General features: G+C 54.5%; 21 protein-coding genes. 9 read left to right on the top strand and 12 right to left on the bottom strand.

The window, feature by feature from the left end; translation table 11 throughout:
- Nucleotides 1-109: 109 nt before the first annotated feature.
- Both dld and F8561_RS20000 read left to right on the top strand, forming a co-directional pair.
- Nucleotides 110-1,858, top strand: coding sequence for a D-lactate dehydrogenase (dld, locus tag F8561_RS20005; protein ID WP_020883209.1), 1,749 nt, complete (start codon nt 110-112; stop codon nt 1,856-1,858).
- A 111-nt stretch (nt 1,859-1,969) separates the two neighbouring features.
- Nucleotides 1,970-2,524: a GNAT family N-acetyltransferase gene (locus F8561_RS20000; RefSeq protein ID WP_020883208.1), complete on the top strand. Its 555-nt coding sequence runs from the start codon at nt 1,970-1,972 to the stop codon at nt 2,522-2,524.
- Nucleotides 2,525-2,590: 66 nt separating this feature from the next.
- On the opposite strand, the gene pbpG is transcribed toward F8561_RS20000, so the two are convergent.
- Nucleotides 2,591-3,514 (bottom strand): D-alanyl-D-alanine endopeptidase, encoded by a 924-nt coding sequence (pbpG, locus tag F8561_RS19995; protein ID WP_014170890.1) that lies wholly within the window; start codon nt 3,512-3,514, stop codon nt 2,591-2,593.
- Nucleotides 3,515-3,681: 167 nt separating this feature from the next.
- Nucleotides 3,682-4,269 carry a Yip1 family protein gene (locus tag F8561_RS19990; RefSeq protein ID WP_014170891.1) on the bottom strand — a complete coding sequence of 196 codons (588 nt, stop codon included), beginning with the start codon at nt 4,267-4,269 and terminating at the stop codon, nt 3,682-3,684.
- A gap of 157 nt (nt 4,270-4,426) precedes the next feature.
- Between F8561_RS19990 and F8561_RS19985 the strand changes: the two genes are divergently transcribed.
- The gene (locus F8561_RS19985) at nt 4,427-4,999 is read left to right on the top strand and encodes a DedA family protein (RefSeq protein ID WP_032678567.1); all 573 of its coding nucleotides are present in this window, start codon (nt 4,427-4,429) and stop codon (nt 4,997-4,999) included.
- Nucleotides 5,000-5,041: 42 nt separating this feature from the next.
- On the opposite strand, the gene F8561_RS19980 is transcribed toward F8561_RS19985, so the two are convergent.
- The 3 genes from F8561_RS19980 to dusC form a co-directional block, all read right to left on the bottom strand.
- A complete protein-coding gene (locus F8561_RS19980) occupies nt 5,042-5,806 on the bottom strand; it encodes an SDR family oxidoreductase (RefSeq protein ID WP_149376374.1) in 765 nt (254 codons plus the stop codon).
- A gap of 50 nt (nt 5,807-5,856) precedes the next feature.
- Nucleotides 5,857-7,266 (bottom strand): multidrug resistance outer membrane protein MdtQ, encoded by a 1,410-nt coding sequence (gene mdtQ, locus F8561_RS19975; protein WP_151887816.1) that lies wholly within the window; start codon nt 7,264-7,266, stop codon nt 5,857-5,859.
- Nucleotides 7,267-7,587: 321 nt separating this feature from the next.
- The gene (dusC, locus tag F8561_RS19965; protein WP_047355772.1) at nt 7,588-8,520 is read right to left on the bottom strand and encodes a tRNA dihydrouridine(16) synthase DusC; all 933 of its coding nucleotides are present in this window, start codon (nt 8,518-8,520) and stop codon (nt 7,588-7,590) included.
- Nucleotides 8,521-8,714: 194 nt separating this feature from the next.
- On the opposite strand from dusC, the gene F8561_RS19960 reads away from it, so the two are divergent.
- The 5 genes from F8561_RS19960 (at nt 8,715) to F8561_RS19940 (ending at nt 13,176) form a co-directional block, all read left to right on the top strand.
- Nucleotides 8,715-9,113, top strand: a complete 399-nt coding sequence (locus F8561_RS19960) for a CidA/LrgA family protein (RefSeq protein WP_020883202.1) — start codon at nt 8,715-8,717, stop codon at nt 9,111-9,113.
- Nucleotides 9,110-9,805 carry a CidB/LrgB family autolysis modulator gene (locus F8561_RS19955; RefSeq protein WP_014170901.1) on the top strand — a complete coding sequence of 232 codons (696 nt, stop codon included), beginning with the start codon at nt 9,110-9,112 and terminating at the stop codon, nt 9,803-9,805. The genes F8561_RS19960 and F8561_RS19955 overlap by 4 nt, the downstream gene beginning before the upstream one ends.
- A gap of 129 nt (nt 9,806-9,934) precedes the next feature.
- Entirely contained in the window at nt 9,935-10,819 is an 885-nt protein-coding gene (gene cdd, locus F8561_RS19950) for a cytidine deaminase (protein WP_020883200.1), read from the top strand.
- A 127-nt stretch (nt 10,820-10,946) separates the two neighbouring features.
- Nucleotides 10,947-11,666, top strand: coding sequence for an outer membrane permeability protein SanA (sanA, locus tag F8561_RS19945; protein ID WP_014170903.1), 720 nt, complete (start codon nt 10,947-10,949; stop codon nt 11,664-11,666).
- Nucleotides 11,667-11,787: 121 nt separating this feature from the next.
- Nucleotides 11,788-13,176, top strand: coding sequence for a glutamine synthetase family protein (locus F8561_RS19940; protein WP_040017992.1), 1,389 nt, complete (start codon nt 11,788-11,790; stop codon nt 13,174-13,176).
- 49 nt (nt 13,177-13,225) lie between these two features.
- On the opposite strand, the gene mglC is transcribed toward F8561_RS19940, so the two are convergent.
- From mglC to F8561_RS19905, 7 genes are all read right to left on the bottom strand, one after another.
- On the bottom strand, nt 13,226-14,236 hold the full coding sequence (gene mglC / locus F8561_RS19935) for a galactose/methyl galactoside ABC transporter permease MglC (RefSeq protein WP_014170905.1): 1,011 nt from the start codon (nt 14,234-14,236) through the stop codon (nt 13,226-13,228).
- 15 nt (nt 14,237-14,251) lie between these two features.
- Nucleotides 14,252-15,772, bottom strand: a complete 1,521-nt coding sequence (mglA, locus tag F8561_RS19930; RefSeq protein WP_047355776.1) for a galactose/methyl galactoside ABC transporter ATP-binding protein MglA — start codon at nt 15,770-15,772, stop codon at nt 14,252-14,254.
- A gap of 79 nt (nt 15,773-15,851) precedes the next feature.
- Entirely contained in the window at nt 15,852-16,850 is a 999-nt protein-coding gene (gene mglB / locus F8561_RS19925; protein WP_014170907.1) for a galactose/glucose ABC transporter substrate-binding protein MglB, read from the bottom strand.
- Between the two features lie 295 nt (nt 16,851-17,145).
- A complete protein-coding gene (gene galS / locus F8561_RS19920; protein WP_020883196.1) occupies nt 17,146-18,168 on the bottom strand; it encodes an HTH-type transcriptional regulator GalS in 1,023 nt (340 codons plus the stop codon).
- 155 nt (nt 18,169-18,323) lie between these two features.
- A complete protein-coding gene (yeiB, locus tag F8561_RS19915) occupies nt 18,324-19,481 on the bottom strand; it encodes a DUF418 domain-containing protein YeiB (protein ID WP_151887815.1) in 1,158 nt (385 codons plus the stop codon).
- 18 nt (nt 19,482-19,499) lie between these two features.
- Entirely contained in the window at nt 19,500-20,168 is a 669-nt protein-coding gene (gene folE, locus F8561_RS19910) for a GTP cyclohydrolase I FolE (protein ID WP_020883194.1), read from the bottom strand.
- A gap of 102 nt (nt 20,169-20,270) precedes the next feature.
- The gene (locus tag F8561_RS19905) at nt 20,271-21,419 is read right to left on the bottom strand and encodes a YbfB/YjiJ family MFS transporter (protein WP_032678574.1); all 1,149 of its coding nucleotides are present in this window, start codon (nt 21,417-21,419) and stop codon (nt 20,271-20,273) included.
- Between the two features lie 138 nt (nt 21,420-21,557).
- On the opposite strand from F8561_RS19905, the gene fghA reads away from it, so the two are divergent.
- A complete protein-coding gene (gene fghA, locus F8561_RS19900) occupies nt 21,558-22,394 on the top strand; it encodes an S-formylglutathione hydrolase (RefSeq protein WP_014170912.1) in 837 nt (278 codons plus the stop codon).
- Nucleotides 22,395-22,465 lie beyond the last annotated feature (71 nt).

Below are 22,465 nucleotides of genomic sequence, written 5' to 3'. Positions count from 1 at the left end.
GAACGTTGCAGGGTTATTCTCTGATTTTTCTCGTGAATACTCGACCGCTTAACAGTTAATCGCGCTATGCTTTACAGCGAGAAATTTGCCCCACCACAAGGAGTGGAAGATGTCTTCTGTTCGAACTCACGATAACACGACGTTTATTAACGAACTGTCGCGCCTGGTTGGCTCCTCTCACCTGCTTACCGACCCGGCAAAAACCGCCCGCTACCGTAAGGGCTTTCGTTCCGGTCAGGGCGAGGCGCTGGCGGTGGTGTTTCCCGGCACGCTGCTTGAACTCTGGCGCGTCCTGAGCGCCTGCGTGGCCGCCGACAAAATTATTCTCATGCAGGCGGCTAACACCGGCCTGACTGAAGGCTCAACGCCGAACGGCAACGATTACGATCGTGACATTGTGATCATCAGCACCCTGCGTCTCGACAAACTGCATCTGCTGGATAAAGGCGAGCAGGTGCTCGCGTTCCCTGGCACGACGCTCTACTCCCTTGAAAAAGCGCTTAAGCCGCTGGGACGCGAACCGCATTCGGTCATTGGCTCATCCTGTATTGGCGCCTCCGTGATCGGCGGGATATGCAATAACTCCGGCGGTTCGCTGGTGCAGCGCGGCCCGGCTTACACCGAGATGTCACTTTTTGCCCGTATCGACGAAAATGGCAAGCTGACCCTGGTCAACCATCTGGGCATTGATCTTGGCGTTACGCCGGAGCAGATCCTGAGTAAGCTCGACGACGATCGGGTGAAAGATGAAGACGTCCAGCACGATGGTCGTCATGCTCACGACCACGATTACATCACCCGCGTGCGGGATATCGAAGCGGATACCCCGGCACGTTACAACGCCGACCCTGACCGCCTTTTTGAATCTTCGGGCTGTGCGGGCAAGCTGGCTGTTTTTGCCGTGCGCCTCGACACCTTCCCGGCCGAGAAAAAACAGCAGGTGTTCTACATCGGCACCAATCAGCCGGACGTGCTGACCGAGATCCGTCGTCATATTCTGGGCGAGTTCGCTCACCTTCCGGTGGCGGGCGAGTACATGCACCGTGATATTTACGACATCGCGGAACGCTACGGCAAAGATACGTTCCTGATGATCGACAAGCTCGGCACCGATAAAATGCCGTTCTTCTTCACCATGAAGGGCCGTACCGACGCGATGCTGGAAAAAGTGCCGCTGTTTAAACCCCACTTTACCGACCGCTTTATGCAGAAACTGGGCAACGTCTTCCCGTCACATCTGCCGGAGCGGATGAAAACCTGGCGCGATAAGTACGAGCATCACCTGCTGCTGAAAATGGCCGGGGACGGAATTGCCGAAGCGCAAACCTGGCTCAGTGAATTCTTCAAAACTGCCGAAGGCGATTTCTTTGCCTGTACCCCTGAAGAGGGCAGCAAAGCCTTCCTGCACCGTTTCGCCGCTGCGGGTGCCGCCATTCGTTATCAGGCGGTGCATTCAGACGAGGTGGAAGACATTCTGGCGCTGGATATCGCCCTTCGCCGCAACGATACCGAGTGGTTTGAACACCTGCCGCCGGAAATTGACAGCAAGCTGGTCCACAAGCTCTATTACGGCCACTTTATGTGCTACGTCTTCCACCAGGATTACATCGTTAAGAAAGGGGTGGATGCGCACGCGCTGAAAGAGCAGATGCTCGCGCTGCTGCACGCGCGAGGCGCACAATATCCTGCGGAACATAACGTGGGGCATCTTTATAAGGCTCCTGACGCACTTAAGCAGTTTTATCGCGAGAATGACCCCACAAACAGCATGAACCCCGGCATTGGTAAAACAACGCGGAATAAATACTGGAAAGAGAGTCCTGACGCGGAGCAGCCCGTGACGCAAGCGTCTGATTAATTCCCACAGCCAAATTTGAGAGATTGTTAAGCGCGCCTTAATCGTACTAGAGTAGCGTTCTGTCGCCGGAGAAACGTTTCTCCGGCATCTGTTACGAGGAGCAGGCACATCATGTCGGCTGTTGATATTTTATCCGAAACCGAAGTGGAAGTGCGCGATGCCCTTCCCGACGATGTGCATGCTATCGCCGCTATCTACGCCTGGCATGTGCTTCACGGGCGCGCATCCTTTGAAGAAGTTCCCCCCACCATTGATGAAATGCGTCAGCGAATGAAAAGCGTGGCCGAGAATGGCTTACCGTGGCTTGTCGCGCTGTATCGCGGCATCGTCGTAGGCTACTGCTACGCGACGCCTTACCGTCCGCGCCATGCCTATCGCTACACTCTGGAAGAGTCGATTTACGTGGATGCGAGTACTACCGGTCGTGGTTTTGGCTCCGTCCTGATGGATGCGCTGATCGCCCGCTGCGAGCAAGGTCCGTGGCGGCAGATGATTGCCGTTGTGGGGGATGGCAACAACAATGCCGGCTCGTTACGGTTGCATAAGAAATACGGCTTCGAAATCGTCGGTCAGTTACGCAGCGTCGGGTATAAGAAAGGTGACTGGCGGGATACGGTGATCATGCAGCGCTCACTCAATGACGGAGACTGGACGCTGCCGGAGTAAGGCGCAGCGAGGTCTGTTGCCCTCTCCCGCGGGAGAGGGCGAAAACACAGTCATCAGCAATCCGGCTCAGTCGTTCTGGGCGGTTGCCATCTGCTCTGCTTTCTGCTTTTTGTAGGTCAACGCCGCGGCCGGTACCGGCTGCACTTTCCCCGTCTCAATCCAGGTACGAAGTCGGCTTGCATCCGCGAAGTGGGTGTATTTACCAAAGGCATCCATCACCACCAGCGCCACCGGTTTACCGTTGAATACGGTACGCATCACCAGGCAGTGGCCCGCCGCGTTGGTAAACCCGGTTTTCGTTAACTGAATATTCCAGTTATCCCGGTACACCAGATGGTTAGTATTACGGAACGGCAGCGAATAGGCCGGGTTCGCAAAGGTCGCCATCTCTTCACGGGTCGTACTGAGCTGACCAATCAGCGGGTACTGTTTGCTGGCAATCAGCAGTTTTGTCAGGTCGCGGGCCGTGGAGACGTTGTGAATCGACAGGCCAGTCGGCTCGACGTAACGGGTATTGGTCATCCCCAGCGATTTGGCTTTTGCGTTCATCGCACGAATAAATGCGTCGTAGCCACCCGGATAGTGGTGGGCCAGGCTCGCCGCCGCGCGGTTTTCAGAAGACATCAGCGCCAGCAGCAGCATGTTTTTACGGCTGATTTCGCTGTTCAGTCGCACGCGGGAGTAGATCCCTTTCATCTCCGGCGTATGGCTGATATCCACTTTCAGTTTTTCGTCCAGCGGCAGATGTGCATCAAGCACCACCATCGCGGTCATTAATTTGGTAATCGAGGCGATCGGGCGTACCAGATCCGGATGGCTGGCGTAAATCACCTTATTGGTGTTGAGATCAACAATCATCGCACTGCCGGAAGCGATTTGCGGCTGGGCAGCAGCGGTGGTCACGGCGGGCGTTTTGGCGATCGCTGGCGCGGCAGCGGACGCTCCCAGCAACAGGGCCAGGCTAAGTAAAGAGACTCGGAATTTCAGCATGGTGAGACTTCTGATAATTATTCACGCACGTTATGACGTACACCGCCTGTGTCGATGGAGAAACGCAGGCTGGCTTCGGCATCATAGCGGTCACCGGGCTTTGTCGCCAGAGGATAATCGTGAACAGATGCTGCATTGCTGGCATTTACGCCAGCAATGCAGTGAGCCTAGAAGAGACGGTATCCATAACCCCACAGAATAACCGTCAGAGCCAGTAGCGCTTCCAGCACCAGCACGCCGATGGCGAGCGTTGAACTGGAGAAGCTCAGGCCCTCTTCTTTATTGATATTGAGGAAGGTTGGTACCCCCAGATACAGCAGATAACCGGTGTAAAAGAGGGCAATAGTACCGATCAGCGCGCACAACCAGACCAGTGGGTACAGCGCCACAATACCGCTTAAGAACAGCGGCGTCGCGACATACCCGGCGAAAACCATACAGTGTGCCAGCGAAGGACGTTGCGGATAGTTACGCGCCATCCAGTGAATGACACGCCCCATGACAGCCACACCCGCCAGCATCAGGCCATAAAAGAGAATGGCCAGTGAAAGACCGGTAAACCAGGAAAGCTGAACCACGGTGCCATCACCAAAGTTCCAGCCGATTTGTGTTGTGCCAATAAACGCGCAGATTACAGGCACCGCTGCCATCAGCAGCACATGATGCGTGTAATGATGCGAGACCGTTTCGTTCTCCGTTTTGATGACATGCATTTCACGATCGGGATGGGAGAAAAGTCCCCAGACATGGTTCATAACGCCCCCTTGTTGTCGGCCCGTCAGCAATATCTTAAGTATAATGCAGGCCAGAGATTATTTTATGTACAGTGGGAAATTTCCGTTGATTGCCCCGTTATTGATTCATGGGGTATATGATTAAACGAGGCATAATAAGGGAGATGACATTGACGTAATGGATATCAACAGTCTTATTGAACAATATGGATACGCTGCACTGGTCGTTGGCAGCGTGGCGGAAGGAGAAACCATCACGCTGCTCGGCGGGGTGGCCGCGCATCAGGGGTTACTCAAATTCCCACTTGTTGTTGCCGCAGTCGCACTCGGCGGGATGATTGGCGATCAGCTGCTCTACTTTCTGGGACTGCGCTTTGGCCCCACGCTTTTGAAGCGCTTTTCAAAGCACCGCAAGAAAATTCACCGTGCCCAACGGCTTATCCAGCGTCACCCTTACCTGTTCGTGATTGGCACCCGTTTTATGTACGGCTTTCGGATTATCGGCCCAATACTGATTGGCGCCAGCCATTTACCGCCGAAAATTTTCCTGCCGCTGAACATTCTTGGCGCGATTGCCTGGGCCCTGATCTTTACCACGCTCGGTTATGTGGGTGGAGAAGTGATTGGTCCGTGGCTGCATAATGTTGACCAGCATCTGAAGCACTGGGCATGGGTTATCCTGATTGTCGTGGTGGTAATTGCGGTCCGGCTGTGGCTGAAGCATCGGGAAAAGACGCGGGATGAAGAGTAAGTGCAATGGCGCCCTCTCGCAGAAAGAGAGGGCGAAAAGTTTCTACCCGGCGGGTTTAAATTGCGGATTCGCCAGCATAAAACCGCCGTCGACAATAAATGATTGTCCGGTAGCATAGCTGGCGTCACCGTCACACAGCCACGCCACCAGGCTGGCAATCTCTTTGGTATGCCCCGGCCGCGCGAGCGGGATCGCGGGCATCGAACCGGCCTTCACTTCACTGTCGTCCATATCATTCATTGGCGTGGCAATGGCACCTGGCGCAACGGCATTCACCAGAATGTTATGCTCGACCAGCTCCAGCGCCATGGATTTGGTTAATCCGCCCAGGGCATGCTTGGCCGCCGTATACGCACTGGCATCCGGTAAAGGCGTGTGTTCATGCACCGAGGTAATGTTCACAATTCGCCCCCCTTCTCCCTGCTTGACCATCTGACGCGCAGCGATCTGTGAACAGAGAAACGCGCCATCCACGTCAACGGTAAAAATCCCCCGCCACTCCTCAAACGGCATGTCGAGAAACGGCGCTTTGGTCATCGCCCCGGCATTGTTGACCAGCACGTCCAGCCGACCAAAGCGCGTAATTAACGTTTCAATGGCCTGCGCCCCCTGCGGGAGAGTGCTTAAATCAAGTTGAACCGCCTCTGCACGCCGCCCCTTCGCCTCGACTTCGCGGCAGGTTCCCAGCGCACCTTTTTCGTCGGAATGCCAGGTGACGCCGATATCAAACCCTCGTTCAGCCAGCATCAGGGCCGTGGTTTTCCCAATCCCGGAATCCGATGCGGTAACAATCGCGACTTTGGTCATACTCACCTCCAGAAAAGCTGCAAAGAGGTAAGTATAGATAATCGCGCTTTTTAGCCCTGATGATAGCCGCCACCCAGCGCCGAGGTCAGCTGCAGCGTGGCGTCAACGTACTGGCCTTTGAGCATCACCCCGGTGAGCTGCTCCCTGAGGGCCGGTATTCTGGCCTCACTTACGCGGGAGCCGGCGATAATGCCGGCGCGAAAGCGGGCCTGAGCCAGTGCAACAACGCGGGCAGCCTCTTTTTCGACACTCTGCTGGTGCTGGTTTTTTGCGGTCAGTGTTTCGACTTCGCTGGCCGTGCGCGCCACCTGATTCACCGCATCCACCACCGCTTTGTTATAACGCGCGACGGAGAGATTGTTCTGCGCCTGGGCAATATCCAGCTCGGCGTTTAGCCTGCCGCTGTCGAAAATGGGCAACGTCAGCCCGGCGGTGACGCCCATCTGCTGCGCAGAAGAGCGGAACAAATCGCTCAGATGCAGGGCATCCTGCTGTAAGAAAGCCATCAGATTCACATCGGGATAGAAGGCTGCTCTGGCGGCCTCAACGTCACTCATGGAGGCCTCGATATACCAGCGAGCCTCCTGCAAATCCGGTCGACGTGCCAGCAGTTCATACCCCAGCGTGGCCGGGAGCGAGGCTTCTACTGTGGGTAAGGCGTGGTGTGTAAGCGTCACTGAGGAGGTGTTCGTCAGGGCGCTCAGACGCGCCTCAATGGCTTTCATTTTTCCGTTCACTTCTGCCAGCTGCTCGTCAGTTTTGCTGGCGTTGATGTCGGTCTCGACGCCCTCTACGGAAGAGGTGATCCCATGCTGATACAGTTCGCGGTCGGCTGCAATAATCGTGTCCTGCTGGTGTTTAATCTCCGTGAGGACATCCCCCACCGCGGCCTGGGTTTGCCACGCCCAGTAAAGACGTGCGACGCTGCTGGCAAGCAGTTGTCGGGTTTGCTCAAGCTCCGCTTTTTGCGCGTTTACCCGGCCAATTCGGGCTTCAACCCGTGCACGATTTTTCCCCCACAAATCGAGATCCCAGCCCGCGCTCAGACCAAAAGTACCGTTGGTGTACCACGGTCCGGTGGTTCCCGCCGCCGGATCGGTTATCGCAAAGGGCCCCATCAACCCTTCGGCCGACATTTTTTGCCGTTCAGCATCCGCTGCGAAATCAATTTCCGGCCCCCCGGCGGCCAGGGTGGCTTTTGCCTGCGCTTCCGCCAGCGTGATGCGCTGACGGGCAATTTGCATATCCGGCGCATCGTTCAGCGCCTTCGCAATCAGCGAATTGAGTTCAGGATCGTTATACGTTTTCCACCATGCATCTTTCGGCCACGCGGTATGGCTCAGCGTAGTATTCACCGCAGCCATTGTTGATTGCATATTTACAGGGGAAACCGAGGCATGTTCCGGCGCGCAGGCCACCAGAATAAAAACCAGGGGAATACTCAGAGATAAAGGTTTCATTACGCCATTCACGCGAAAAATAAAGGCGCAACTTACGCCAGACGTCGCTCTTTTTTTTAGTAACGCGTGGCAACCCGCAATTTGTCATACATTTTCATACTCAGAAAATTATTCATCATAAGAATGAATTAAATGAGTGAATTCATCTTCATTATAAATTCACTGCTACACTTACTTTCGACAAACAGACGCAGGAGAAACGAATGAAAATATTACTGTGGGTTATTTTAATTATATTTCTGATAGGGCTGCTGGTGGTAACCGGTGTATTCAAGATGATTTTCTGATTTCATTGCCCGGCTCAGCGCCGGGCAAATTCCGTTACCTGGACTGAATCACCCGTGCAATATCAGCGGAAGTCTGCAGCGTGCGGATCTCCTGAAATAACTCCAGCGCTTCACTGTACTCTTTGCGTAAATAACTGAGCCACTGCTTAATTCGCGCGACGTGATATAACCCAGTATCACCCTGTTTTTCGAGGCGGCTGTACTTTTTCAGTAGCGTGACCACATCAGCCCACGGCATACGTGGTTCGTTATATTTAATCACCCGGCTGAGGTTTGGTACGTTAAGCGCGCCGCGGCCAATCATCACCGCATCGCAGCCAGTCTCTTTCAGGCACGCCTGCGCGCTTTCGTAATCCCAGATTTCGCCGTTGGCAATAACGGGAATGGTGAGTCTTTTGCGGATCTCGCCAATCGCCTGCCAGTTAATACGTTCGGCTTTATAGCCATCTTCTTTGGTGCGGCCATGCACCACCAGCTCAGTGGCCCCGGCCTGCTGCACGGCATCGGCAATCTCAAATTGCCGCGCGTCGCTGTCCCATCCCAGACGCACCTTTACCGTCACCGGCAGATGCGACGGTACAGCCTCACGCATGGCTTTTGCGCCACGGTAAATCAGCTCCGGATCTTTCAGCAAGGTGGCGCCGCCGCCGCTGCCATTCACCAGTTTTGATGGGCAACCGCAGTTGAGGTCAACCCCAAAGGAACCAAGCTCTACGGCACGGGCCGCGTTCTCCGCCAGCCATTCGGGATACTGACCCAATAGCTGAATGCGCACCAGCGTGCCGGAAGAGGTGCGGCTCTGATGATGCAGTTCCGGGCAAAGGCGATAGAATGATTTTACTGGCAACAACATATCGACCACGCGCAAAAACTCCGTCACGCAGAGATCGTAGTCGTTCACCTCGGTCAGAAGCTCGCGCACGAGAGAGTCGAGCACGCCTTCCATTGGGGCCAGTAAAACACGCATAGCAGTACCTGTGAAAAAAGACGCGCTATAGTAGCCGCTCTCCCGGCATGAGGAAAGCCCGGCGGTTAACCCGGTGAGGTTATACCAGACGTTCCATTTCGGAATGTCTGGTATGCTCAAAATTCATGATGTGATCCGTGGCACATTTTTAGGTTTAATTGTATGATGAATGCGTTTCATCAAGGACTTTCACCATGAGAAAATCATTGAACATTATCTGGCAATATCTTCGCGCATTCGTCCTGATTTACGCCTGCCTGTATGCCGGAATCTTTATCGCATCCCTGCTTCCCATCACCATTCCTGGCAGCATCATCGGAATGTTGATCCTCTTTGTTTTGCTGGCGTTGCAAATTTTGCCTGCCAGATGGGTTAACCCTGGCTGCTTTGTCCTTATTCGCTATATGGCGCTGCTGTTCGTGCCTATCGGCGTCGGGGTTATGCAGTATTTTGATTTGCTCCAGGCGCAATTCGGACCCATTGTGGTGTCCTGCGCGGTCAGTACGCTGGTGGTTTTCCTGGTAGTAAGCTGGAGTTCGCATCTGGTGCATGGCGAACGTAAAGTGGTTGGGCAGAAAGGAACAAAACAATGATGGCCAATATCTGGTGGTCGCTGCCGTTAACGCTGGCAGTGTTCTTCGCCGCACGCAAACTCGCCGCGCGTTTCAAAATGCCGTTACTTAATCCGCTGCTGGTGGCGATGGTGGTGATTATCCCGTTCCTGCTTCTCACCGGCATTCCTTATGAACGCTACTTTGCCGGCAGCAAAATTTTGAACGACCTTCTGCAGCCCGCCGTGGTGGCGCTCGCCTTTCCTTTATATGAGCAATTGCACCAGATCCGCGCCCGCTGGAAATCCATCATTACCATCTGTTTTGTCGGGAGCCTGGTGGCGATGATCACCGGCACCTCGGTGGCGCTGCTGATGGGCGCGTCCCCGCAAATTGCGGCCTCTATTCTGCCTAAGTCGGTCACCACGCCTATTGCGATGGCCGTGGGCGGCAGCCTGGGGGGGATTCCGGCCATCAGCGCCATGTGTGTGATATTCGTGGGGATCCTCGGCGCGGTCTTTGGACATACCCTGCTGAATGCGATGCGTATCCACACCAAAGCGGCACGAGGTCTGGCGATGGGTACCGCGTCGCACGCCCTGGGCACCGCGCGCTGCGCTGAACTGGATTATCAGGAAGGGGCGTTTAGCTCACTCGCACTGGTGATCTGCGGGATTATCACCTCCCTGCTCGCACCGTTTATTTTCCCGCTGATTGTGGCGGTCATGGGTTAAGATTTGCGATGCGTCGCGCAAATTTCATTTTGTTTTCATAAGTTGCATACATAATGAGAAGTGGATCACATATAAAGCCCCAGCGGCTCCGTAAACTACCGATCCATTAACCTTTATGAGGCAAACGCCATGCATCCACGTTTTCAAGCTGCTTTCGCCCAGCTTGCAGAGAATGTGCAATCAGCTCTGGCCCCGATTCTGGCGGATGAGCATTTCCCGGCCCTGCTGACGGCTGAACACGTCACGGCACTGAAAGAAGCCACAGGGCTGGACGACGACGCGCTGGCCTTCGCGCTGCTGCCGCTGGCGGCAGCCTGCGCCCGCGCCGATCTCTCTCATTTCAACGTCGGTGCGATTGCACGCGGCGTAAGTGGAACCTGGTACTTCGGTGGCAACATGGAGTTCCTGGGCGCGACCATGCAGCAGACCGTTCACGCGGAACAAAGCGCCATCAGCCACGCCTGGCTGCGCGGTGAACAAGCGCTGAGCGCCATTACCGTTAACTACACCCCTTGCGGCCACTGCCGCCAGTTCATGAACGAGCTGAACAGCGGGCTGGAGTTACGCATCAATCTGCCAGGCCGTGCGCCGCATACCCTCGGGGATTACCTGCCTGACGCGTTTGGTCCGAAAGATCTCGACATCAAAACGCTGCTGATGGATGAACAGGATCACGGTTTTGCCCTTTCCGGCGATGCGCTGAGCGAAGCCGCGATTCGCGCGGCGAACAAGAGCCACACGCCATACAGTCACTCCCCAAGCGGTGTGGCGCTGCAGTGTCGTGATGGTCGCATCTTCACCGGAAGCTATGCCGAAAACGCCGCCTTTAACCCGACGCTGCCACCGCTTCAGGGCGCCCTGAATTTGCTGAGCCTCAATGGCTATGACTACCCGGACATTCAGCGCGCTATTCTGGCAGAGAAAGCCGACGCGCCGTTGATCCAGTGGGATGCCACCGCCGCAACGCTGAAAGCGCTCGGTTGCTCAACTATTGACCGTGTTTTGCTTGCGTAATGCCTCCGGCGGGCAGAAATGCCCGCCGCTTTGCTGAAAAACCCCTCAGTTGATTCGCTGTTTCTTGCGCTAACCAGGCGGGTAAAGTAGCCTGAGTTAAATTTCACCTTCGGTACGAGCCATCTGCATGTTAAAGCGCGCTTTTTACAGCCTGTCTGTCCTGGTCGGCATACTGCTGTTGATCGTGCTGGGTCTTGATCGCTGGATGAGCTGGAAAACGGCTCCGTATATCTTTGACGACCTGCAGGACCTGCCCTATCGTCAGGTCGGCGTTGTGCTGGGTACCGCCAAGTATTACCGCACCGGGGTAATTAATCAGTATTACCGTTACCGCATTCAGGGCGCGCTGAACGCGTATAACAGCGGCAAAGTGAATTACCTGCTGCTGAGCGGCGATAATGCGCTGCAAAGCTATAACGAACCGGTCACCATGCGCAAAGACCTGATTGCCGCTGGCGTCGATCCGGCCGATATCGTGCTCGACTACGCCGGGTTCCGCACTCTGGATTCCATCGTGCGTACGCGCAAGGTGTTCGATACCAACGATTTCATCATCATCACCCAACGCTTCCACTGCGAACGGGCGCTGTTTATCGCACTGCATATGGGTATCCAGGCGCAGTGCTACGCCGTGCCGTCGCCTAAAGATATGCTGAGCGTCCGCGTACGTGAGTTTGGCGCGCGTTTTGGCGCTCTGGCCGATCTGTACATCTTCAAACGTGAACCGCGCTTTTTAGGTCCGCTGGTACCCATTCCGGCGATGCATGAAGTGCCGGAAGATGCGCAGGGCTACCCGGCCGTCACGCCAGAACAACTGCTTGATATGCAGAAAAAAGAGAAAAAATAGCCTCGCCTTTATACTTTCTTTATACCGGGCGTAACGCTTTTTATCCCGCCTTTACGCCGCCCCTTTTAAGCTGAGTTCACTGCCGCTACGGCTTCATTGAAGAATGACTATGAACTCAATAATGAATGCGTTTTTCCTGAAAAATATCCGCCCCTATTTTAACTTCCCGGGTTTATCACTCCCGACGGCACTCAATGCTGGCCTCTGGCTTGATGACAAACTTGATGCCATGCAGCACAACGTCTCGCTGGAAGTGGCGGATTACCTGGAACGTTACCCGCAGACAAAACATATTGACGTTTACCTGAACGACATCAATGGCATTATGCGCGGCAAGCGGCTCTCGGTGGAAAGCATGCTGAATCTGGAAAAAGGCTGTTACTTCCCCCTCTCCGTCTACTCCATGGACCATAAAGGCAAAATAGCCGCCCCGCTTGATGATGAGCCCGACCGGCTCTGCGTTCCCGTCGGCGGTTCCCTGCGCCCCTGTTCGCAAGACCCTCAGCATAACGCGCAGATCCTGCTGACCATGAAAGAGAGCGACGGCAAACCGTGCCCGCTTGAGCCAAGGGTGATATTGCAAAACGTTCTGGCTCGTTTCCATCAGCACGGGCTCTTCCCGGTGATTGCCCCGGAAATTGAGTTTTATCTGACCGGACGCGGCACGCAGGATCCACAAAATCAGGGCTGCTTTCATATGGATACCTCAACGGCACACGCGGCGCTGTTTGACGAGCTGGAACAGCTGGCGCACCTGCAGCGTATCCCCCTGACCGGGATCGTGGCCGAGGCCGAATCCGGCCAGTTTGAGTTAAACCTGAAGCATAGCCATCGCGTCGTTGAAGTCTGCGATAACGTGCTGGCCCTGCGACGCCTGACCCGCTACGTTGCGGAGAAACAGGGTCTGCAGGCCAGCTTTATGGCCAAACCGTTCAGCCAGCAGTCCGGCAGCGGTTTGCACTTCCATTTCAGCCTGAACGATATTCATGGCGAAAACGTATTCGCGTCTCCGGTGGAAGCGCTGAACAGCATGATGCGCCTCTGCATCGCTGGCCAGCTGGCGCTGATGCCCGCCTCCATCGCCATTCTCGCCCCTGGCGTTAACGCATTCCGCCGCCTGCGTAAAAACCTCACGGAACCGCTATTTAACTCCTGGGGCTATAACACCCGCTCCGCCGCGCTGCGTATTCCCTGCTCTGATGACCATAACCGGCGTATTGAGTACCGGCTGGCCGGGGCTGATGCAAACCCGTATCTGGTGGCGGCAACGCTTCTGAGCGGAATGCTGTACGGGCTGGAAAATTTTGACGAGCAGGATTTACCTGAACCTCAGCAGGACGGGCCGGATCTGCCGCTGTTTCAGCAGGAGGCGATCGAGACATTTGCACGCTGTCAGTATCTTACCGACAGCCTGGGAGAGGCTTTTTCTCAACAGTGGGTTGCCTGCAAACTCTCCGAACTCGACTGGTTCGAGAGCATTGTCACCCGGGAGGAGTCGAGTCTGGCGTGAAGCACAAAAAAGCCCGCTCGATGAGCGGGCCAGGTAATGCCAGAGGCGATTATTTTTTACGCGCGTATTTGAGTGAATCCAGGGCGACCGCAAAGATGATGATGCCGCCTTTGATGATGTACTGCCAGTACGGGTTCACACCGATGTAGGTCAGACCGTAGTTGATTACGGTAAAGATGATGACACCGGTTACCACGCCGAACACGGTACCCACGCCGCCGCTAAAGGAGACGCCGCCGACCACACAGGCTGCGATCGCATCCAGTTCGTACATGAAGCCCAGGTTGTTCGTTGCAGAGCCGATACGGCCCGCTTCCAGCATCCCACCAAAGGCGTAGAACACACCTGACAGGGCATAAATCATCAGCAGGTTCAGGGCAACGTTGACGCCGGACACTTTCGCCGCTTCCGGGTTACCGCCGATAGCGAAGATGTTTTTACCGAAGCGGGTTTTGTTCCACAGGATCCAGACAAAAGCGACGGCAATCAGGGCGTAGAAGGTAATGTACGACAGGCGGAAACTGCCCAGCGCGATAAACCCTTGCGTAAAGGTCGAGAACCCGCTGTCGAAGCCAGAGATTGGCGACGCCCCCACGAAGTCGTAGTACAGGGAGTTGATACCGTAAACGATGATCATCGTACCTAAGGTGGTGATAAATGGCGTCACGTTCAGGTAAGCGATAATGATGCCGTTAATCAGACCAATCACTGCGCCGATCGCACAGACAATCAGGATCACCACGAAAATGGGCATGGTCGCCATTTCCGGGAACACCTTGTTGGCGTTTTCCATCGACTGTAGCAGCGTTGCCGCGATAACCGCCGCGAGGCCAACCTGACGTCCCGCTGACAGGTCAGTCCCCTGCGTCACGATAAGTCCCGCCACGCCCAGCGCGATAATAATACGCACGGAGGACTGGGTCAGGATGTTACTGAGGTTCAACAGGCTTAAGAACGTAGGGTCCTGGAAAATGATGATAGCCAGCAGTACTAAAAGAACAACGTAAATACCGCCTTCTTTCAGGTAAGTGAGAAAACTTTTTTTATTTAACGCACTCATGAGGAGCCCCTGATCTTAAAGGTGCAAAGACGCAAGACGCAAAATTTCGTTTTGCGTTGTCGTTTTGGTGTCAACAATACCGGCAACGAGACCATTGCTCATAACCAGAATACGATCTGTGATCCCTAACAATTCCGGCATTTCGGAAGAAATAATAATGATCCCTTTATTCTTTTTCGCCAGTTCGGCAATCAGCTGATAAATCTCAAACTTCGCGCCGACGTCAATACCGCGGGTCGGTTCATCCAGCATCAGGATTTCTGGCTGGGTTAATAACCAACGGCCAATAATGACCTTCTGCTGGTTACCGCCTGACAGCGAACCAATTTGCGTGCGGTGACCTGGCGTTTTGACGCGCATGGAGTCAATCACCCACTGGGTATCGCTCTTCATGCGGGAGTTATCCAGCAGCCCGACTTTATTTTTATAGTTGCGAATATTGGAAATTAACGAGTTAAAGTTAATATCCAGATACGCATAAATACCGGTCGAACGACGCTCTTCCGTGACCAGCGCAAAACCATTATTAATGGCTTCGTTAGCGCTGTGGTTATTGATTTTCTTACCGTGCAGCGTGATGGTGCCCGCGGCTTTCTCACGAATACCGAACAGGGTTTCGACAATATCAGTACGTTTTGCCCCAACCAGACCTGCGATACCGAGAATTTCGCCCTTATGTAGGTCAAAAGAGACGTCGCGAATAGACGGCTGGCGCAGCGAGGTGAGATTGCGAACCTCAAGGATCACTTCACCCGGCTTGTTCTCTTTGTCCGGGAAGCGCTGGTTCAGAGAGCGCCCTACCATCATGGAGATGATCTTGTCCATATCCAGCCCTTCGAGAGGCTGGGTGGCAATCCACTGGCCGTCGCGCAGGATGGTAATCTCATCACACAGCTGGAAGATCTCTTCCATTTTGTGAGAGATATAAACAATGCCGCAGCCGCGGTCTTTGAGCTTACGAATAATGGTAAAAAGGTGGTTAACCTCTTTTTCCGTTAATGACGATGTCGGTTCGTCCATGATGACGATTTTCGCATCATAGGAGAACGCTTTGGCAATTTCGATCATCTGCATTTGAGACACGGACAACGTTCCCACGCGGGCGCGCGGATCGATATCAATATCCAGTTCATCGAAAATCGCTTTGGTGTCGCGATACATTTTATCCTGATCGACAAAGACACCTTTGGTCGGATAACGGCCCAACCACATGTTATCCATAACAGAACGCTGCAGCACCAGGTTTAATTCCTGGTGAACCATTGAGATACCGTTTTCCAGTGCTTCTTTTGCTGAATGGAAATCGATCTCTTTCCCCTGAAAAAGAATGCTGCCAGAATCTTTTTGATAGATCCCAAAAAGACATTTTAATAATGTTGATTTACCTGCGCCGTTCTCACCCATTAATGCGTGAATAGAGTGAGGACGAACTTTTAAATTAACATTATCGAGTGCCTTAACCCCGGGAAATGACTTGTTGATAGCGCTCATTTCCAACAAGTATTCACCAGATGACTGAGTATTTGTGCTGACCATAATTATACCTTGTTGGCCTCGCATATCGCGTTATAAAAGGGCGCAACAAGTTGCGCCCAGTGAAGACAATTCAAATAACTTATTTACCGATAAACTCAGCCAGGTTGGACTGGTCTACGCCAACGTAAGGTACGCGAACGATTTTGTTTTCAATTTTCCAGGTCGTACCGTCTGCCGCACCTTTGCCATCGGCCAGGTTTTTCGCCAGATCGAAGGTTGCTTTCGCCTGGTTGTTGGCATCGTTCAGCACGGTCCCGGCCATTGCACCGGATTTCACCAGGGCCAGAGCTTCTGGCAGTGCATCCACACCGAACACAGGAATGGCTGATTTGTTGTGCGCTTTCAGCGCTTCTACCGCACCCATAGCCATCGCATCGTTGTTGGCAATTACCACTTCGATTTTGTTAGCGTTCGGGCCGGACAGCCACGCGTCCATCTTATCTTTCGCCTGAGCGGTATCCCACATCGCGGTATCTAATGCCAGCTGCTGGGTTTTCAGGCCCTTATCATTCAGCTCTTTGATAACGTAAGTGGTACGGGCTTCAGCATCCGGATGGCCTGGTTCGCCTTTCAGCAGCACGAACTGGATCTGGCCGTCTTTGTTCAGGTCCCAGTTCGGGTTCGCCGCCCAGTGTTTAGCGATCAGATCGCCCTGAATAATGCCGGACTCTTTGGAGTCAGTACCGACGTAAAACGCTTTGTCATAGCTGTCCAGCGCTTTACGGGAAGGTTCTTTGTTGAAGAAGACAATCGGCACATTCTGGCCGCGCGCTTTTTCAATGACCGTGCCTGCCGCAGCGGGGTCAACTAGGTTGATGGCCAGTGCCTTCACGCCTTTTGCCAGCAGAACGTCGATCTGGTCGTTCTGTTTGGACTGGTCGTTCTGGGAGTCATTCATCAGCAGCTGAACATCTGGCGCTGCTTTAGCATCTTTCTCGATAGCTTTACGGACAACAGACATGAAGTTGTCGTCGTATTTATAGATGGTCACACCAATACGGGTATCCGCAGCGTGCGCTGCTGCACCAAAAAGCATGCTTGCCATTACAGCAGACAGGGTCAACACCTTCTTATTCATGGTATCTCCGGTTTTTTTTATGCAGGGTAGTTCTTGTGAATAACGATCGGCAGGCAGGTGTTAATGAAACGTTACTGACAGCCGAAGTTCACTTATAAAATTTCTATCTTCCGTGTTCGGTAACGCTCCAGAAATGCGTTTTATTCGTTGTTTGCGGCACATTGGCTATGGTGAAAGTGATTAATCACTGTTACATAGCGTTTCAGCCCCTAAAACGCTGACATCATAGTCAGCGCCTTGTTAAGATACTGTGAATTTACTCACAGATTGAAAACGGTTACATCAGCTGATGTAATCAGTTAGTGATCGGAACCACAATTTGCCGGGCAGCGACAGAATGTCGACGCACTAAAGTCGGCATGAAACAGTGTGTTGCGCCCGGATCCAGCAGCCCTGCCGCCCCCTGTAACGCCAGCTCAGTGGCCAGTTTGGCCATAGAGGCAATGGGGTAACGCACGGTGGTCAGCTGCGGGTCGGTGTAACGGGCAATGGGAATATCATCAAAACCAATCAACGATAAATGCTGTGGCACCGCAATGCCGTTATCCTTCAGCGCAGTCAGCGCCCCGGCCGCCATGTTATCGTTATAGGCAAACACGGCAGACAGCTGCAGATTACGGCCCAGCAACTCCACCATCGCCGCCTCCCCGCCCTGCATATCCGGCGTTCCGGTTCCGACCCAGCTTTCAGACGGCGTAATACCCTGTTCTTTAAGGGCGTTTTGCCAGCCTTCGCGCCGCAGCTCATCATCTTCAATATGATGGCTGGAGGCCAAAAAACCGATCCGCTGATGCCCGTTGTTGATGAGCATTTTGGTGGCCATCATCGCCCCGCTGACGTTATCCAGCCCGACGCAGCGGTGGGCATACCCTGGCACAATACGGTTGATCAGCACCATGCCCGGGATTTGCTCCATAAACCCGGAAATCTCGTCATCGCTTAAGGCTTTTGAGTGCACAATCAGTGCGTTACAACGCTGGCGGATCAGCACTTCAATCGCATGACGCTCTTTTTCAGCCTCGTGATAGCTGTTGCCAATCAGCACGTATTTCTGATGCTGCTGAGCGACAACGTCTACCGCTTTAACCAACGCACCGAAAAAGGCATCAGAGACATCCATCACCACCACGCCAATGGTATCGCTGACCTGCGTGGCAAGCGCCTGCGCATTGGCATTAGGGCGATAACCCAGCTGGGTCACGGCTTTCATTACGGTTTCGCGGGTGTCAGGGCTGACCAGCGCGCTGTTGTTCAGCACGCGTGAGACGGTAGCCACGGAAACACCCGCCTGACGGGCGACGTCACGAATGGTGATCATATTCACCATCCTTCAAAGGATTGCAGCAACTCACAGACACCCCCTGTGTTTAGCAAGGTGGCTATTTTGGCAGCGAGAGAAAGGGGACTACGTGAAGAAGCTCACACAGATGAAAACGTTTACATCCGTTTTGTTAATGATTGTGATCCAGATCGTTATCTGGATGTATTTCTCAATGATACCCCTGAAGCATGTGCGGTTAACTGACGCCACACCCACTCCAGCGGCCCCTGGCGGAAATAACGCAGCCAGAGAACAGAAAACGCCAGGTTAGCCATCCAGACCGGGATAACAAACGCCAGCAGCGAAAGCCGGTCGAATTTCATAAACAGGCCAAACCGATAGAAAAGCGTGGTGCATATCAGCGTCTGCAGAATGTAATTGCTGAGGGCCATACGGCCTACGCAGGCAATGGCACTGACAATCCATGCGCGACACATTTGTGGCCAGAAGCCGTAAATGAGTGCCGCATAGCCAATCGTCTGGAAGGGCGCGCTCAGCTCGCGCGGGACCTGAAGCAGAAACGCACACCAGCGGTAGTTCCAGTACAGATGCCACTGCATGATCACGGCCGGCAGATTAATCAGCACGCCGAGAAGAATTAACCCGGCTCCCGTCAGGCGATAGTGGCGAAGGGAAAACTCCCCTTTCAGCCAGCCGGTGCGCATCAGTGATGCCCCCATCAGCATCATCCCTGCCAGCTGCCAGCCATACTGCGCCCCCAGCGCCAGCAGGTTATCGCCAAGCATATCCGCACGGTTGCTTATCGCTTCCGTGCCTCCTTTCAGCTTCCAGAACTGCTCGTACTGAAGGTTGGCGGCATCGGGGATCCATGAACGGTTTGCCGCATCACCGGAGATTATCCCCAGCAGTAACAGCACGCCAAGGCCCATGACGTAAAGCATCACGCCCGTGTTAAACAGGCTTTTTACGCTGTGCGCATCGCGAATGAGCCGCCAGCAAATCAGCCCGACTAAGCCATAGGCGAGAAGAATGTCGCCATCCCAGAAGAACAGCCCGTGAATAAAGCCGAGGATCACCAGCAATGTCAGACGCGACTGGATCCAGCGCGTGCCGCGCCTGAGCAGTAGCTGCAGGCCCGCGCCAAACAGCAGGGCAAACAGGGTGAGGAATTTGACCTGGGCAAAGAGATCGAGGATGGCCCACGTCCAGGCATCGCTGCGGGTGATGTCGCCATACCACGCAGGATTGAGATACGCCGCCTTCGGCAAGCCGAAGGCGCTGATGTTAAGCAGCAGGATACCGAGAATGGCGACGCCTCGAACAAAATCGAGCGTGACGTTTCGCTCCATGTAGCCTGCCCTGTCAGATTAGTTGTGGTGACGCACGGCGCGCAGAAACTCCTGGCGGGTGTTCTGGCTGGATTTAAACAGACCGCCCAGCGACGTTGTGGTGGTCGCACTAGTGGCATCACGCACGCCGCGCGCTTTCACACAGTAGTGAACGGCGTCGATAGAGACTGCCACGTTATTGGTGCCCAGCAGCGTTTGCAGCGCGGTCAGGATCTGCTGCGTCAGACGCTCCTGCACCTGTGGACGCTGAGCAAAGAACTGCACGATGCGGTTGATCTTCGACAGACCAATCACCGTATCTTTAGGAATATAAGCCACGGTCGCTTTACCGTCGATGGTCACGAAGTGGTGTTCGCAGGTACTGGTTAACGTAATATCACGTACCGTTACCATCTCATCGACCTTCATCTTGTTTTCAATGACGGTGATTTTCGGGAAATTGGCGTAATCCAGGCCGGAGAAAATTTCGTCAACGTACATTTTTGCGATACGGTGCGGCGTCTCCATCAGACTGTCGTCGCTCAGATCGAGATTCAGCAGTTGCATGATCTCGGTCATATGCCCAGCAATCAGATGCTTACGGGTTTCATTGTCCAGTTCCTGAACGGGTGGACGCAGTGGCGTTTCAAGACCACGCGCAACCAGAGCTTCGTGAACCAGGGCTGCTTCTTTACTGAGTGATGGCATTCTTTTCTCCTGCAGGTGTGGCGTCTTTTGCCCTCGTTGTGGCAAAAGTGTGCGCTCATTGTGCGTGAGGCGGCGCACATAATCCAGTATTCACGACGATAATTATTGCAATTGCTGTTGCCTTTCGGCCTGACGATCCCAGACCAGTGCGCCGCCGATGAACAACGCGACGCCCGCCAGCCCCAGCGCAGGCTCCAGTCGGTGCGTGAGCCACGTCGACAACGCCGACGTTACCGGGCCAATCAACTGACCGATGGCATAACCGGTAGTAAGCAGTCCCGCCATATAACGCGTGTGATCTGGTGCCAGCTCGCGCCCATAAAGTAAAGAGAGCTGAACGGCACACAAGAACCCGCCCCCAACGAGCAAGCCGCCGGTCAGTAACCCGCCGATCCCCGGCAGCAGCCAGGCTGCCAGTACGCCTGCCCCCTGCAACCACAATACGATAGCTAGCCTGCGGTTTGAGGTTGAGGTGTGGCGTAAAACGATGCTGAGCGCAATGCCCGCCACGGCGGCAATACCGAATATCGGCCAGACAAACTGGGCAAACAGACTGCCGGGAAAACGCACGGCCGCCATTTGCGATAAAAAGGTCGCCGGAAGGATATAGCCAAACCCGGCCAGGCTGTAGCTCCAGACCAGGCGCTTTAAATTCTTAGTCAGGACGAGCGGTTCCGGTGCGCTGCCCGGCCGGTGAAGTTGACCCGCCCGCGGCAGATACCGGGCCACCAGTGCGATAAGCACCAGTGCCAGCACGCCGTAGATTTGCCATGCTGCACCGGCGGAAAGCGCCTTAGCCTGGATATAGACGGCAAGCAGCCCGCTGAGCGCAATACCTGCACCTGGCCCGGCAAATACCGCGGCGCTGAGACCCGGTTTCCCCAGTTGTCCCAGCCGCTCGTTGGTCCAGGCGGCAATCAGCACCATCGACCAGCCGCTCATGCAGCCAATCACAAAGCGCAGCAGGCCATGTACCACGGCGTTATCAGCCGCAGCGGAAAGCAGCGTCAGCGCAACTGCACCAAAAATACCCAACCAGAGGCGTGTTTCAACGAAGCGGTGCGCACGCATTGCATCCCATGCTCCCACCAGATAGCCCAGATAGTTCATCGCCGCCACCAGGCCCGCGCTGGTGAGCGTGAGTTGCCCGGCGGCAATCATTAGCGGCACCTGAGGGGTAAAAGCAAAGCGCCCTATCCCCATCGCTACCACCAGAACCACAAACCCACTGAGCGCGATACGCAGCGCCATGACCGCTCCAATTGTTAAAGAAAAGTTAATTTATGATGCCGCATCTTACCGTCCTGCGAAAGTGAAAGTTACTCACAGGTAAATGAAAACTCTGTATTATGGGCCGAGTGAATAGCAATTCGTATTAAGGAGCCCTGCATGGAACTGCTCGAAGAGCATCGTTGTTTTGAAGGTCGACAGCAGCGCTGGCGGCACGACTCCAGCGTACTGAACTGTGCCATGACGTTCAGCATTTTTTTGCCGCCAACTGAAACGGGCGTAAAGCCACCCGTGCTGTTCTGGCTGTCCGGTTTAACCTGTACCGACGAAAACTTCACCACCAAAGCGGGCGCGCAGCGTATTGCGGCTGAACTGGGGATTGCGCTGGTCATGCCTGATACCAGCCCGCGTGGCGATGATGTCGCCGATGATGCCGGGTACGATCTGGGCAAAGGCGCCGGATTCTACCTGAACGCGACAGAGCAGCCCTGGGCACGTCATTACCGCATGTATGATTACATTCGTGACGAACTGCCTGCGCTGGTTCAGGCCGAATTTGAGGTAAGCGACCGCTGCGCCATTAGCGGACACTCCATGGGTGGACACGGCGCGTTGATAATGGCGCTGAAAAATCCGGGAAAATACACCAGCGTGTCGGCATTCGCCCCGATTGTGAACCCCACTCAGGTGCCATGGGGTCAGAAAGCCTTCACCCATTATTTGGGCAGTGACACAGATAAATGGCAGGCGTGGGACAGCTGTGCGCTGATGCTGGCCAGCAACACGGGGGACGCCATCCCGACGCTGATCGATCAGGGCGATGCGGATCAGTTCCTCGCCGGTCAGCTACAACCTGCGGTTCTGGCCGAAGCGGCACGCCAGAAGGACTGGCCGCTGACGCTGCGTATCCAGCCAGGGTATGACCACAGCTATTACTTTATGGCGTCATTTATTGAAGATCATCTCCGCTTCCATGCGGCGCATCTGTTTAAGTAAGTTCCTCCCTTCTTGCCCGGAGGCGCTCCGTCTGCCGGGCCTCAAAACCCTATCCCTTTGAATAAAAGCCA

The organism is Enterobacter sp. 198 (assembly GCF_009025585.1).
Lineage (GTDB): Bacteria > Pseudomonadota > Gammaproteobacteria > Enterobacterales > Enterobacteriaceae > Enterobacter > Enterobacter ludwigii.
This window is presented reverse-complemented; position numbering and strand designations above follow the sequence as displayed.